At 61.3% G+C, this 13,886-nt stretch carries 13 protein-coding genes; 11 read left to right on the top strand and 2 right to left on the bottom strand.

What is annotated here, in order from left to right; translation table 11 throughout:
• Window positions 1-193 precede the first annotated feature (193 nt).
• The 4 genes from BFW87_RS17960 (at window position 194) to BFW87_RS17945 (ending at window position 3,250) form a co-directional block, all read left to right on the top strand.
• Window positions 194-502 carry an arsenate reductase gene (locus BFW87_RS17960; RefSeq protein WP_254865907.1) on the top strand — a complete coding sequence of 103 codons (309 nt, stop codon included), beginning with the start codon at window positions 194-196 and terminating at the stop codon, window positions 500-502.
• A 33-nt stretch (window positions 503-535) separates the two neighbouring features.
• A complete protein-coding gene (gene dapD, locus BFW87_RS17955; protein WP_078741086.1) occupies window positions 536-1,570 on the top strand; it encodes a 2,3,4,5-tetrahydropyridine-2,6-dicarboxylate N-succinyltransferase in 1,035 nt (344 codons plus the stop codon).
• Window positions 1,571-1,634: 64 nt separating this feature from the next.
• The gene (locus BFW87_RS17950) at window positions 1,635-2,840 is read left to right on the top strand and encodes an aminotransferase class V-fold PLP-dependent enzyme (protein ID WP_078741179.1); all 1,206 of its coding nucleotides are present in this window, start codon (window positions 1,635-1,637) and stop codon (window positions 2,838-2,840) included.
• On the top strand, window positions 2,837-3,250 hold the full coding sequence (locus BFW87_RS17945; RefSeq protein WP_078741085.1) for a SufE family protein: 414 nt from the start codon (window positions 2,837-2,839) through the stop codon (window positions 3,248-3,250). The genes BFW87_RS17950 and BFW87_RS17945 overlap by 4 nt, the downstream gene beginning before the upstream one ends.
• A gap of 134 nt (window positions 3,251-3,384) precedes the next feature.
• On the opposite strand, the gene tcdA is transcribed toward BFW87_RS17945, so the two are convergent.
• Complete coding sequence (gene tcdA / locus BFW87_RS17940) at window positions 3,385-4,194, bottom strand: tRNA cyclic N6-threonylcarbamoyladenosine(37) synthase TcdA (protein ID WP_439848391.1); 810 nt, start codon at window positions 4,192-4,194, stop codon at window positions 3,385-3,387.
• 217 nt (window positions 4,195-4,411) lie between these two features.
• On the opposite strand from tcdA, the gene BFW87_RS17935 reads away from it, so the two are divergent.
• From BFW87_RS17935 to BFW87_RS17920, 4 genes are all read left to right on the top strand, one after another.
• Window positions 4,412-7,003: a glycosyltransferase gene (locus BFW87_RS17935; RefSeq protein WP_078741083.1), complete on the top strand. Its 2,592-nt coding sequence runs from the start codon at window positions 4,412-4,414 to the stop codon at window positions 7,001-7,003.
• A gap of 254 nt (window positions 7,004-7,257) precedes the next feature.
• Entirely contained in the window at window positions 7,258-8,409 is a 1,152-nt protein-coding gene (gene dapE, locus BFW87_RS17930; RefSeq protein ID WP_078741082.1) for a succinyl-diaminopimelate desuccinylase, read from the top strand.
• Window positions 8,409-9,218, top strand: a complete 810-nt coding sequence (locus BFW87_RS17925) for a putative RNA methyltransferase (RefSeq protein WP_078741081.1) — start codon at window positions 8,409-8,411, stop codon at window positions 9,216-9,218. Before dapE ends, BFW87_RS17925 begins: the two co-directional genes overlap by 1 nt.
• A 54-nt stretch (window positions 9,219-9,272) precedes the next feature.
• Entirely contained in the window at window positions 9,273-9,650 is a 378-nt protein-coding gene (locus tag BFW87_RS17920; protein WP_078741080.1) for a hypothetical protein, read from the top strand.
• Between the two features lie 127 nt (window positions 9,651-9,777).
• On the opposite strand, the gene BFW87_RS17915 is transcribed toward BFW87_RS17920, so the two are convergent.
• Window positions 9,778-9,987, bottom strand: a complete 210-nt coding sequence (locus BFW87_RS17915; protein ID WP_032891681.1) for a cold-shock protein — start codon at window positions 9,985-9,987, stop codon at window positions 9,778-9,780.
• Between the two features lie 182 nt (window positions 9,988-10,169).
• Here BFW87_RS17915 and plsB point away from each other — a divergent pair, with 182 nt between their 5' ends.
• The 3 genes from plsB to BFW87_RS17900 are packed head-to-tail and all read left to right on the top strand — an operon-like array spanning window position 10,170 to window position 13,848.
• Window positions 10,170-12,683, top strand: a complete 2,514-nt coding sequence (plsB, locus tag BFW87_RS17910) for a glycerol-3-phosphate 1-O-acyltransferase PlsB (protein ID WP_078741079.1) — start codon at window positions 10,170-10,172, stop codon at window positions 12,681-12,683.
• 51 nt (window positions 12,684-12,734) lie between these two features.
• The gene (locus BFW87_RS17905; protein WP_078741078.1) at window positions 12,735-13,136 is read left to right on the top strand and encodes a YbaY family lipoprotein; all 402 of its coding nucleotides are present in this window, start codon (window positions 12,735-12,737) and stop codon (window positions 13,134-13,136) included.
• A 22-nt stretch (window positions 13,137-13,158) separates the two neighbouring features.
• Window positions 13,159-13,848: a DUF4197 domain-containing protein gene (locus BFW87_RS17900; RefSeq protein ID WP_078741077.1), complete on the top strand. Its 690-nt coding sequence runs from the start codon at window positions 13,159-13,161 to the stop codon at window positions 13,846-13,848.
• Window positions 13,849-13,886 lie beyond the last annotated feature (38 nt).

Raw genomic sequence — 13,886 nt, 5'->3', positions numbered from 1 at the left:
TACCCACCTATGCTGCGCGCTGGCCTTTGCACAAAAGTCGCACCCGGCCATCGACAAGCATGACGAGCGGCACCCAAAGCCGCTGGTCGTGGCATAATCCGTGACCTTCCGTTTTCACACGCTCAAAGGGGGCAATTCCTTGACCGCTTCAAGCAAAACGTTGCACCTTTTTGGCATAAAAGCCTGCGACACCATGAAAAAGGCTCGCACCTGGCTCGATGAGCACGGCGTCAGCTATGAGTTTCACGACTACAAAACGGCCGGTATCGACCGCGAACACTTGACCCAATGGTGCGAAGAGCACGGTTGGCAGGTGGTTTTGAACCGTGCGGGCACCACCTTTCGCAAACTCGAAGACGAACGCAAAGCCGATCTCGATCAGTCGAAAGCCATTGAATTGATGCTCGCACAACCCTCGATGATCAAGCGCCCAGTGCTTGATCTCGGTGACAGAACCCTGATTGGCTTCAAGCCAGATAGTTATTCGGCGGCCCTCAAGTAGGCCAGCCCTTACCATTTTTGTAGAGGTAACAGCATGTCCAATTCCCTGTTCAGCCTGGGCTTCGGCGTCGGCACTCAGAACCGCCAAGGTGCTTGGCTGGAAGTGTTTTACGCACAACCGTTGCTCAACCCGTCGGCCGAAATCGTTGCAGCCATCGCGCCGATCCTGGGTTACACCGAAGGCAACCAGGCCATCACGTTTACCGTCTCCCAGGCCCTGCAACTGGCGGACGCGCTCAAAGGCGTCGACACCGCTCAAGCCGCGCTGCTGAGCCGCCTGGCTGAAAGCCACACCCCGCTGGTCGCCACCCTGCTGGCCGAAGACGCCGCGCTGACCTCCACGCCTGAGGCCTACCTCAAGCTGCACCTGCTGTCCCACCGCCTGGTCAAGCCGCACGGCCTGAGCCTGGCTGGCGTATTCCCGCAGTTGCCGAACGTGGCCTGGACCAGCCAGGGCGCCATCGACATCAATGAACTGGCCGAGCGCCAACTGGAAGCCCGCCTGCGCGGCGAGCTGCTGGAAGTCTTCTCGGTGGACAAGTTCCCGAAAATGACCGACTACGTGGTTCCGACCGGTGTACGTATCGCTGACGCCGCACGCATCCGCCTGGGCGCCTACGTGGGCGAAGGCACCACCGTGATGCACGAAGGTTTCATCAACTTCAACGGCGGCACCGAAGGCCCGGGCATGATCGAAGGCCGTGTGTCGGCTGGCGTGTTCGTCGGCAAGGGCTCGGACCTGGGCGGCGGTTGCTCCACCATGGGCACGCTGTCGGGCGGCGGCAACATCGTGATCAAGGTGGGCGAAGGCTGCCTGATCGGCGCCAACGCCGGTATCGGTATCCCGTTGGGCGACCGCAACACCGTGGAATCGGGCCTGTACGTAACGGCCGGGACCAAGGTTGCACTGCTGGACGAGAAGAACCAACTGGTCAAAGTGGTCAAGGCACGTGAGCTGGCTGGCCAGCCGGACCTGCTGTTCCGCCGCAATTCCGAGACCGGTGCCGTGGAGTGCAAAACCCACAAATCGGCCATCGAACTGAACGAAGCGCTGCACGCTCACAACTAAGCAGCCACTCGATGCCACTAGCGGGCCCCCACTCCGGGGCTCGCTTATACGAGTCTTGATGACCATGCTTGTGCCCTCCCCCTGGCGCGCCGACTTTCCGGCCATCGCCACCCTGCAACGCCAAGACCAGACCTATCTGGACAGCGCCGCCACCACACAAAAACCTCAGGCCCTGTTGGATGCCATCAGCCATTACTACGCCAATGGCGCAGCCAATGTGCACCGTGCCCAGCATTTGCCGGGGGCTCATGCGACCCAGGCGTTTGAAGACAGTCGCAGCAAGGTCGCGCAGTGGTTGAACGCAGGTGACAGCGGGCAAATCGTCTTTACCCACGGCGCGACGTCTGCGCTGAACCTCCTGGCTTACGGCCTGGAACACTTATTCAATGCGGGCGATGAGATTGTCATCAGCGCCCTGGAACACCACGCCAACCTGCTGCCGTGGCAGCAACTGGCCAAACGCCGCGCGCTGACGCTGGTGATACTGCCCCTTGGCGATGACGGCGTGATTGATTTGCAAGCCGCCGCCGAGCTGATCGGCCCGCGCACGCGCCTGCTGGCGGTGAGCCAGTTGTCCAACGTGCTCGGCGCCTGGCAACCGCTGGAGGCGCTGATCACAATGGCCAAGGCCCACGGCGCCTTGACGGTGGTCGATGGCGCCCAAGGCATCGTCCATGGCCGCCACGACGTGCAGGCGTTGGGCTGCGATTTTTATGTATTTTCCAGCCACAAACTCTACGGCCCGGACGGCGTCGGCGTGCTGTATGGCCGCAACGAAGCCCTGCATCACCTGCGCCACTGGCAGTTTGGTGGCGAAATGGTGCAACAGGCCGACTACCACAGCGCGAGCTTTCGCCCTGCCCCATTGGGTTTCGAAGCGGGCACGCCGCCAATTGCGAGTGTGATCGGCCTGGGTGCCAGCCTGGATTACCTGAGCTCGCTGGATCAGCAGGCGGTGGTCGCCCATGAAGCGGCGTTGCATGACTACCTGCTACGCGGGCTGAAAGCGCGCAATGGCGTGCAAGTGCTGGGCTCGCCGCACGTAGCGTTGGTCAGTTTTGTGGTTGAAGGCGTGCATAACGCTGACCTGGCGCACTTGCTGACCGAACAAGGGATTGCCGTGCGTGCCGGGCACCACTGTGCGATGCCGCTGCTCAAGGCGATGCAATTGTCGGGGGCGATTCGTGTGTCGCTGGCGCTGTATAACGATTCGGATGACCTGGAGCGTTTTTTTGAAGCGCTGGACCAGGCGCTGGATATGTTGCGATGAGTGTGCCCGTGGAGGCAGTGGCTGCGCTTGAGGCCTTCCAGGCCGTGGGCAGTTGGGAGCAGCGCGCCCGCATGCTGATGCAATGGGGCGAGCGGCTGCCAGCGTTGGCGGATGACGAGAAGGTCGAGGCTAACCTCGTGCAGGGCTGTGAGAGCCTGGTGTGGTTGGTCGGCCGTTTACAGGGCGGCCATTGGCAGTTTGCCGCGAGCAGCGATGCGCGAATGATTCGCGGGCTGGTGGCGTTGCTGCTGGCGCGGGTCAATGGGTTGTCGGCAAGTGAGTTGCAAGCGGTTGACCTGCCGGACTGGTTTGCTCAACTGGGGCTTTCGCGCCAACTGTCGCCGTCGCGCAGCAATGGGCTTAATGCTGTACTGCAGCGCATGCAAGACCTGACCCGTACGCAAAAGTAAATGTGGGAGCTGGCTTGTGTGGGAGCTGGCTTGCCTGCGATAGCATCACCGCAGTCTTACTGACAGACCGAAGTGCCTGCATCGCAGGCAAGCCAGCTCCCACACAAGCCAGCCGTCACATTTTGAACTGAGATTCAGGCAGGCTTGACCCGCTCCGAAGGCCTGCGCACCCCGGCAACAATCTTGTCCACCGCCTTGGTCGCCGCAACCATGCCGAAGGTCGCGGTCACCATCATCACCGCGCCAAATCCACCGGCGCAGTCCAGCTTCACGCCATCGCCGACAAAACTCTTCTGCAAACAGATGCTGCCATCCGGCTTCGGATAGCGCAGTTGCTCGGTAGAAAACACACACGGCACGCTGTAGTGACGGGTCACCGTGCGGGAAAAACCATAGTCGCGGCGCAAGGTGGAGCGCACTTTCGAAGCCAGCGGGTCGTTGAAGGTGCGGTTCAGGTCGCACACCTGGATCAGAGTCGGGTCAATCTGCCCGCCGGCCCCGCCGGTGGTGATGATCTGGATCTTGCGGCGCTTGCACCAGGCAATCAGCGCCGCCTTGGCGTTGACCGCATCGATGCAGTCGATCACGCAGTCAATATTCGGCGTGATGTATTCGGCCATGGTGTCGCGGGTCACGAAGTCTGCCACCGCGTGCACCGTGCAATCCGGGTTGATGCCGCGCAGGCGCTCGGCCATCACTTCGACCTTGGGCTTGCCAACCGTGCTGTCCAGCGCATGCAACTGGCGGTTGCTGTTGCTGACGCAAATATCATCCAGGTCAAACAGCGAAATCTCGCCCACGCCGCAGCGGGCCATGGCTTCCGCCGCCCACGAGCCCACGCCGCCGACGCCGACGATCGCCACATGGGCCGCTTTCAAGCGTTCCAGGCCTTCAATGCCATACAAGCGGGCGACGCCTGCAAACCGTGGATCTTCTGTGCTCATGACCATTACCCCAAAAACCGGCGCGCATTATGGACTACGCAGCGACAAGTTCGAAGCTTCAAGCTACAAGTAAAGAACTTAGGTGAACATTCGCGGACTAACGTCCGGCTTTTCTTTGTCCGCTGTACGCTCAGGGAAAGGCCGGTGTAGGATGCGCGCCGTTCGGCGCAGGCCGACACCTCTTTTCGTTCCACACCCTTTGGAACCCGAAATAGCCATGGCATCGCGTAAATTTGGACTCAACCTGGTGATCGTGCTGGCAATCGCCGCGCTGTTCACCGGCTTCTGGGCGCTGATCAACCGCCCGGTCACCACCCCCAACTGGCCTGAACAGATCTCCGGGTTCTCCTACTCGCCGTTCCAGCAAGGCCAGTTTCCGCAGAAAGACCAGTACCCCACCGACGACCAGATGCGTCAGGACCTGGCGATCATGAGCAAGCTGACGGACAACATCCGTACTTACTCGGTCGACGGCACCCTGGGCGACATTCCCAAGCTGGCGGAAGAGTTCGGCCTGCGCGTGACCCTCGGTATCTGGATCAGCCCGGACCTGGAACGCAACGAGCGGGAAATCCAGCGCGCCATCGAAATCGCCAACAGCTCGCGCAGTGTGGTGCGGGTAGTGGTGGGCAACGAGGCGTTGTTCCGTGAAGAAATCACCCCTGAAGCGCTGATTGTGCTGCTGGACCGTGTGCGCGCCGCCGTGAAAGTGCCGGTGACCACGTCCGAGCAGTGGCACATCTGGGAAAAGAACCCGCAGCTGGCCAAGCACGTCGACCTGATCGCCGCGCACATCCTGCCGTTCTGGGAATTTATTCCGATGGACAAGGCCGGCCAGTACGTACTCGACCGCGCCCGGGACCTGAAGAAGCTGTTCCCGAAAAAACCGCTGCTGCTGTCGGAAGTCGGCTGGCCGAGTAACGGACGCATGCGCGGTGGCAACGAAACCTCACCGGCCGACCAAGCCATTTACCTGCGTACGCTGGTGAACAAGCTGAACCGCCAGGGCTACAACTACTTCGTGATCGAGGCCTTCGATCAGCCGTGGAAAGTCAGCGACGAAGGCTCGGCGGGCGCCTATTGGGGCGTGTACAACGCCGCGCGTCAGCAGAAATTCAACTTTGAAGGCCCGGTGGTCGCGATCCCGCAATGGCGCGTGCTGGCCATCGGCTCGGTGGTGCTGGCGCTGCTGTCGCTGACGCTGCTGATGATCGACGGCTCGGCCCTGCGCCAGCGTGGCCGCACCTTCCTGACCTTTATCGCGTTCCTCTGCGGTTCGGTGCTGGTGTGGATCGGCTACGACTACAGCCAGCAATACAGCACCTGGTTCAGCGTGACCGTCGGCATCTTGCTCGCACTCGGCGCACTCGGCGTGTTTATCGTATTGCTGACCGAGGCCCACGAACTGGCCGAGGCGGTGTGGACCCACAAGCGTCGGCGCGAATTCCTGCCGGTCGAGGGGGATTCGGACTACCGCCCGAAAGTGTCGATCCATGTGCCGTGCTACAACGAACCACCGGAGATGGTCAAACAGACCCTCGACGCCCTGGCCGCTCTTGATTACCCGGACTTTGAAGTCCTGATCATCGACAACAACACCAAAGACCCGGCGGTATGGGAACCGGTGCGCGACTACTGCGAAACCCTCGGCCCGCGCTTCAAGTTCTTCCACGTCTCGCCCCTGGCCGGTTTCAAGGGCGGCGCGCTGAACTACTTGCTGCCGCACACCGCCAAGGACGCCGAAGTGATCGCGGTGATCGACTCGGATTACTGCGTGTCGCCAAACTGGCTCAAGCACATGGTGCCGCACTTCGCCGACCCGAAAATCGCTGTGGTGCAGTCGCCACAGGACTACCGCGACCAGAACGAAAGCACCTTCAAAAAGCTCTGCTACGCGGAATACAAGGGCTTCTTCCATATCGGCATGGTCACCCGTAACGACCGTGACGCGATCATCCAGCACGGCACCATGACCATGACCCGTCGCTCGGTGCTCGAAGAACTGGGTTGGGCCGACTGGTGCATTTGCGAAGACGCCGAACTGGGCCTGCGCGTGTTCGAGAAAGGCCTGTCGGCGGCGTATTACCACGACAGCTACGGTAAGGGCTTGATGCCGGATACCTTTATCGACTTCAAGAAACAGCGTTTCCGCTGGGCCTATGGCGCGATTCAGATCATCAAGCGTCACACCGCAAGCCTGTTGCGCGGCAAGGACACCGAGCTGACCCGTGGCCAGCGCTACCACTTCCTCGCGGGCTGGTTGCCGTGGGTGGCCGATGGCATGAACATCTTCTTCACTGTCGGCGCGCTGTTGTGGTCGGCGGCGATGATCATCGTACCGACGCGGGTTGACCCGCCACTGCTGATTTTCGCGATCCCGCCGTTGGCGTTGTTCGTGTTCAAGGTGGGCAAGATCATCTTCCTGTACCGCCGTGCAGTGGGCGTGAACCTGAAAGACGCGTTCTGCGCGGCCCTGGCCGGTTTGGCGTTGTCGCACACCATCGCCAAGGCGGTGCTGTACGGCTTCTTCACCACCAGTATTCCGTTCTTTCGTACACCGAAAAACGCGGATAACCACGGCTTCTGGGTCGCGATTTCCGAAGCCCGCGAAGAAATGTTCATCATGCTGCTGTTGTGGGGCGCGGCGCTGGGGATTTACCTGGTGCAGGGCCTGCCGAGCAATGACATGCGTTTCTGGGTAGTGATGCTGCTTGTCCAGTCGCTGCCGTACGTGGCGGCGCTGATCATGGCGTTCCTGTCGTCGCTGCCCAAACCGGCGCCGGCTCCGGAGCCTGCGCCGGTCGTGTAAAAACTTGCGCAATGCACTAAACGGCGGCCTCTGGCCGCCGTTTTGCTATAAGATAACGGCCGTTTTGCAAGACTTGGCCTGCGCCCATGCTTCATGTGGAGCAGGTCTGTGTGGGAGCTGGCTTGCCTGCGATAGCATCGCCGCGGTGTACCTGCCGGACCGCGGCGTCTGCATCGCAGGCAAGCCAGCTCCCACATAGGCTCCGTATTCCAATTTCGTCCTGCGCCCATCACACGCTTTCCGGAGTTCACCCCATGACGGCCCACGCCGACCTTTCGCCGACCCTTCAACTCGCTATCGACCTGATCCGTCGCCCCTCGGTCACCCCGATCGACGCCGACTGCCAGAAGCTGATGATGCAGCGCCTGGGCGACGCCGGTTTTGCGCTTGAGCCCATGCGTATCGAAGACGTCGACAATTTCTGGGCGACCCACGGCAAGCACGAAGGCCCGGTGCTGTGCTTCGCCGGTCACACCGACGTGGTGCCGACCGGCCCGGTGACGGCCTGGCAGAACGACCCGTTCGACGCGCTGATCGATGAAAACGGCATGCTCTGCGGCCGTGGCGCGGCAGACATGAAAGGCAGCCTCGCCGCGATGCTGGTGGCCTCCGAGCGTTTTGTCGCCGATTACCCGGACCACAAGGGCTCGGTCGCCTTTCTGATCACCAGCGATGAAGAAGGCCCGGCGCACCACGGCACCAAAGCCGTGATCGAGCGTCTGGCAGCGCGTAAAGAACGTCTGGACTGGTGCATCGTCGGCGAGCCGTCGAGCACCACGTTGGTGGGCGACGTGGTCAAAAATGGCCGTCGCGGCTCCCTTGGTGCCACCCTGACCGTGCGCGGTGTACAGGGCCACGTGGCCTACCCGCACCTGGCAAAGAACCCGATCCACCTGGCCGCCCCTGCCCTGGCGGAACTGGCTGCCGAGCATTGGGATGATGGCAACACCTTCTTCCCGCCGACCAGCTTTCAAATCTCCAACCTCAACTCCGGTACCGGCGCCACCAACGTGATTCCAGGTGACCTGACGGCGGTGTTCAACTTCCGTTTCTCCACCGAATCCACCGTTGAAGGCTTGCAACAGCGCGTCGCGCAAATCCTCGACAAGCACGGCCTGGACTGGCACGTAGAGTGGGCGCTGTCGGGCTTGCCGTTCCTCACCGAACCGGGCGCTCTGCTGGATGCGGTTTCGGCCAGCATCAAGGCGATTACCGGCCGTGAGACCAAGGCGTCCACCAGTGGCGGCACCTCCGACGGGCGTTTCATCGCCACCCTCGGCACGCAGGTGGTCGAACTCGGCCCGGTCAACGCGACGATCCATCAGGTCAACGAGCGCATTCTGGCCAGCGACCTCGACGTACTGACCGAAATCTACTACCAGACCCTGATCAAGTTGCTCGCCTGATGCTTGCTTGCCCCCTTTGCAGCGCACCGCTCAACGCGGTGGACAATGGCGTGGCCTGCCCCGCCGGGCACCGTTTCGACCGCGCGCGCCAGGGCTACCTGAACCTGTTGCCGGTGCAGCACAAAAACAGCCGCGATCCGGGCGATAACCTGGCCATGGTCGAGGCGCGTCGCGACTTTCTCAACGCCGGGCATTACGCCCCGGTCGCCAGGCGCCTGGCTGAACTGGCCGCTGAACGTGCCCCGGCGCGCTGGGTGGATATCGGTTGTGGCGAGGGTTACTACACCGCGCAAATCGCCGACGCCCTGCCCCACGCTGACGGCTACGCGCTGGATATTTCCAAGGAAGCGGTCAAGCGAGCGTGCAAGCGCAACCCGGCGCTGACCTGGTTGATCGCCAGCATGGCCCGCGTGCCGTTGGCCGATGCCAGCTGCCAGTTCCTCGCCAGCGTGTTCAGCCCGTTGGACTGGGAAGAGGCCAAGCGCCTGCTCAGCCCGGGCGGCGGTTTGATGAAGGTAGGACCAACCAGCGGCCACCTGATGGAACTGCGCGAGCGTCTGTACGACGAAGTGCGCGAGTACACCGACGACAAGCATCTGGCCCTGGTGCCGGACGGCATGAGCCTGGCCCACAGCGAAGTTCTGGAATTCACACTGAGCCTGGCCGAGCCCAAGGACCGCGCCAACCTGCTGGCGATGACACCCCACGGCTGGCGTGCCAGTGCCGAGCGCCGCGCGCAGGTGATCGAGGCGGCCGAGCCGCTGATCGTGACTGTGTCGATGCGCTACGATTATTTCGTGCTTCAATAACCGACTTTCAAGCATCCGCGAATGGATTTTCGAATCCCGCAACGAGGAACATCCATGCGCCAACCTGATATCGAGATTTACCTGAAGGACGCCGACGTCGACCACAAGGCCATTTCCGCCTGGCTGGGCGCCGCGTTGGGCCCGTGCACCGACTGGGTCCAGAAAGGCCAGACCTACAAGTGCAAAGCCGGCAGCGTGCCGGTGACCTGGTTACCCAAGGCTGTAGGCAAATGGAATAGCCTGTACCTGGAAAGCGACCAGACCCCGTGGGACGACGACATCGCCTGCGCCCGCGCCGCGTTTGCCGCACTGAACGTTGAAGTGCGCTGCGCACCGGGGACGTGGGTTGAGGAAGAAGGCGAGGAAAGCGCCGACACCTGGATCCGCATCAGCGCAGACGGTGAAGAGCAGATCACCTGGAAGACCGCCTGATTTACAACTGCAAACCCAATCAATGTGGGAGCTGGCTTGCCTGCGATGCAGACACCTCGGTCTATCAGCTAGACCACAGTGATGCTATCGCAGGCAAGCCAGCTCCCACAGTTGATTGTGGTGATGCTTAAAGCCCCACCACATCCTCCGCCTGCAACCCCTTCTCGCCGGTCACCACGGCGTATTCCACCTGCTGACCTTCAGCCAAAGAACGGTGGCCATCACCGCGAATGGCGCGGTAGTGCACAAACACATCCTTGCCGTCTTCGCGTTGAATAAAGCCATAGCCCTTTGCATCGTTAAACCACTTCACATTGCCGGTTTCGCGCGTTGCCATTTGTCTTACTCCCACATGCATTTTTATTGTTGAGCCGGTCGCATTGAACTGCCGAGTATAAGACAGGCTCAAAAACGATCAACTCAAGTTTACATAGCTGCTTTTTTGCCGATTTTCGGCGAATACGGCACACTACCCGCCCGAGCGCCTGCTCGGTTTTTTCCACTTGAAGCAGCACGCCTATGACCCGCTCCCCGTTCCGCCGTCTGGTGTTTGGCACCTTGCGCCGACTGTTGTACCTCTGGGTTCGCTCGGAGACGATCAACCAGTCGTCCCTAACCCTTAACCTGGACCGCAGCCGGCCGGTGTTCTACGTCCTGCAATCACCCTCCCTCAGCGAATTGGCAGTGGTTGACAAGGAATGCACCAAGGCCGGCCTGCCGCGCCCGGTGCTGCCCGTGTCGGTAGGCCCGTTGATGGAACCCGCAGCGTTCTTCTACCTCACGCCAGAACCCGATTGGCTCGGCCGTCAGGACAAACGCGGCGCACCGCCAACCTTGACCCGCTTGGTCAATACCCTGACCGAGCACGCCGAAGAGAATGCACAAATCATTCCGGTCAGCGTGTTCTGGGGTCAGTCGCCGGAAAGCGAGTCCAGCCCATGGAAACTGCTGTTTGCCGACAGCTGGGCCGTTACCGGGCGCCTGCGCCGGTTGTTGAGCATCCTGATCCTGGGGCGCAAGACCCGTGTGCAATTCTCCGCGCCCATCAACCTGCGTGAATTGATCGAACACAATAAAGGTCACGAACGCACCGTGCGCATGGCCCAACGCATCCTGCGCGTGCACTTTCGTAACCTCAAAACCGCCGTCATCGGCCCCGACTTGTCGCACCGGCGCAACCTGGTCAAAGGCCTGGTCAACATGCCACTGGTGCGCCAGGCCATCGCGGACGAGGCCGAACGGGAAAAAATCTCCCCGGAAAAAGCCAAGGCCCAGGCCCTGCGCTATGGCAACGAGATCGCCTCGGACTACACCTACACCGCGATCCGCTTTCTCGAAGTGGTGCTGAGCTGGTTCTGGAACAAAATCTACGACGGCATCAAGGTCAACAACATCGAAGGTGTGCAAAAGGTTGCCCAGGGTTACGAGGTGATCTACGTGCCTTGCCACCGCAGCCACATCGACTACCTGTTGCTGTCTTATCTGCTTTTTAAAAACGGCCTGACCCCGCCGCACATCGCCGCCGGGATCAACCTGAACATGCCGGTCATCGGCAGCCTGCTGCGCCGTGGCGGTGCGTTTTTCATGCGCCGCACCTTCAAGGGCAACCCGCTGTACACCTCGGTGTTCAACGAATACCTGCACACCCTGTTTACCAAGGGGTTTCCGGTGGAGTACTTCGTCGAAGGCGGACGCTCGCGCACCGGGCGCATGCTGCAACCGAAAACCGGCATGCTGGCGATTACCCTGCGCAGCTTCTTGCGCTCCTCGCGCATGCCGATTGTGTTTGTGCCGGTGTACATCGGCTACGAGCGTGTACTCGAAGGCCGCACCTACCTGGGTGAGTTGCGCGGTGCGACCAAGAAGAAAGAGTCGATCTTCGATATTTTCAAAGTGGTCGGCGCACTCAAGCAGCGCTTCGGCCAGGTCGCGGTCAACTTCGGCGAGCCGATCAAACTGGCGCAGTTCCTCGACGCCGAGCAGCCGGACTGGCGCACCCAGGACCTGGGCCCGAACTACAAACCGGCCTGGCTCAACGAAACCACCAACCGCCTTGGCGAGCAGGTGGCGCGCCACTTGAACGAAGCCGCTGCTGTAAACCCGGTGAACCTGGTGGCGTTGGCATTGCTGTCCACTACACGCCTGGCCCTGGATGAACAAGCCATGGCGCGCCAGCTGGACCTGTACCTGGCACTGCTGCGCCGTGTGCCGTACTCGCCGCATACCACCTTGCCGGAAGGCGATGGCCTGGCGTTGATCAAGCACGTCAAGGACATGAACCTGCTGGCCGAACAGAGCGACGCGCTGGGCAAGATTGTGTACCTGGACGAGCAAAACGCCGTCCTGATGACCTACTACCGCAACAACGTGCTGCATATCTTCGCCCTGCCCGCGTTGCTGGCGAGCTTCTTCCAGAGCAGCTCGCGCATGAGCCGCGAACAGATCCTGCGCTACACCCGCGCGCTCTACCCGTACTTGCAGTCGGAGCTGTTTATCCGCTGGTCACTGGACGAACTGGACGCCGTGGTCGATCAGTGGCTGGAGGCGTTTGTCGAACAGGGCCTGCTGCGCTTCGAAAACAACGTGTACCTGCGCCCGGCGCCAAGTTCGCGGCACTTTGTGCTGCTGACGCTGCTGTCCAAGAGCATCGCCCAGACCCTGCAGCGCTTCTACATGGCGATCTCGCTGCTGCTCAACAGCGGCCAGAACAGCATCAGCGCCGAGGAGCTGGAAGACCTGTGCACGATCATGGCTCAGCGCCTGTCGATCCTGCATGGCCTCAATGCCCCGGAGTTCTTCGACAAAAGCCTTTTCCGACATTTTATTCAGACGTTGCTGGAGCAAGATGTGCTGCGCCGCGATGAGGCCGGCAAGTTGAGCTACCACGACCTGCTCGGCGAATTGGCTGAGGGTGCGGCGAAGCGCGTGTTGCCCGCCGACATTCGCCTGTCGATCCGCCAGGTGGCGCTGCACCGCGTCGATGGCGCCGCTGAAGCAACGGCTGAACCGGTCAACCCTGAAGAAAGCCGCTAGATTTAAACAGGCGCCGGTTGGATGCCGGCGCCGTTGACAAGGAGCTGTACCATGAAAAAGATCATCCTCCTGGGCCTGACCGCCCTGCTCGGAGCCTGCCAATCGATGAACCCTGCCCCGAAGGCCAGCCTCGACGGCGAAGTGTTCTACCTGCAGCGCATCGCATTGCCGCCCGCTGCCACCTTAAGCGTCAGCCTGCAGGACGTGTCCCTGATGGACGCACCAGCCGTGACCCTCGCCGAACAGAAAGGCCCGGTCAAAGGCCAGGTGCCGCTGCCGTTTCATTTGAGCTACGACCCGGCCCAGGTCAAACCTGGCCACACTTACTCGGTGACCGCTCGCATCGAGCTGGACGGCAAGCTACTGTTTATTACCACCGAACGGCACGCTGTGCAGCTCAACGGTCAGGATCCACAACCTCTGCGCCTGCGCGTTGATGCAGTAGCCCACTGAATTCGAACATAAGGAAGCGACCATGCTCCGTAATTCCCTTCGCCTCACTGCCCTGTGCGCCGGCCTGTTGCTCGGTGCCAACGCCATGGCGCTGGACCTTTCCAGCCTGTCCCAAGGCGACGCCTCCGGCGGCCTCAAGGACGCGCTGACCCAAGGCGCGCAAATCGCCGTGAAACAACTGGGTGTGCCCGGTGGTTTCAGCAATAACCCTGAAGTGAAAATCGGCTTGCCCGGCAAGCTGGGCAAAGTGGCTGACAAGCTGAAAATGTTTGGCATGGGTGATCAGGTCACACAGCTGGAAACCAGCATGAACAAGGCGGCGGAATCCGCCGTGACCCAGGCTCAGCCGATTCTGGTCAACGCGGTTAAAAACATGAGCGTGACCGATGCCAAGGGCATCCTCACCGGGGGCCAGGATTCGGCTACTCAATACCTGAACAAAAGCAGTCGTGATCAGATCCGCGCCAAGTTCCTGCCGATCGTCAAGGCGGCGACCGACAAGGTGGGCGTTGCCCAGCAATACAACGCGCTGGCCGGCAAGGCCGCGGCCTTTGGCGCAGTGGATGCCAAGAGCGCCAACGTGGAAAACTACGTGACCGAGCAAGCGCTGGACGGCCTGTTCAAGATGATCGCCCAACAGGAAGAAACCATTCGCAAGAACCCGGCGGCTGCGGCCACCAGTTTGGCGAAAAAGGTGTTTGGCGCGCTGTAACCCCTCCCCTCACTGCGCCCAGGCCATTTATCACGGGC

This window comes from Pseudomonas fluorescens, assembly GCF_002022275.1.
GTDB classification, from domain to species: domain Bacteria; phylum Pseudomonadota; class Gammaproteobacteria; order Pseudomonadales; family Pseudomonadaceae; genus Aquipseudomonas; species Aquipseudomonas fluorescens_AJ.
The sequence above is the reverse complement of the archived record's forward strand: the minus strand, read 5'-3'. Positions and strand labels throughout refer to the sequence as shown.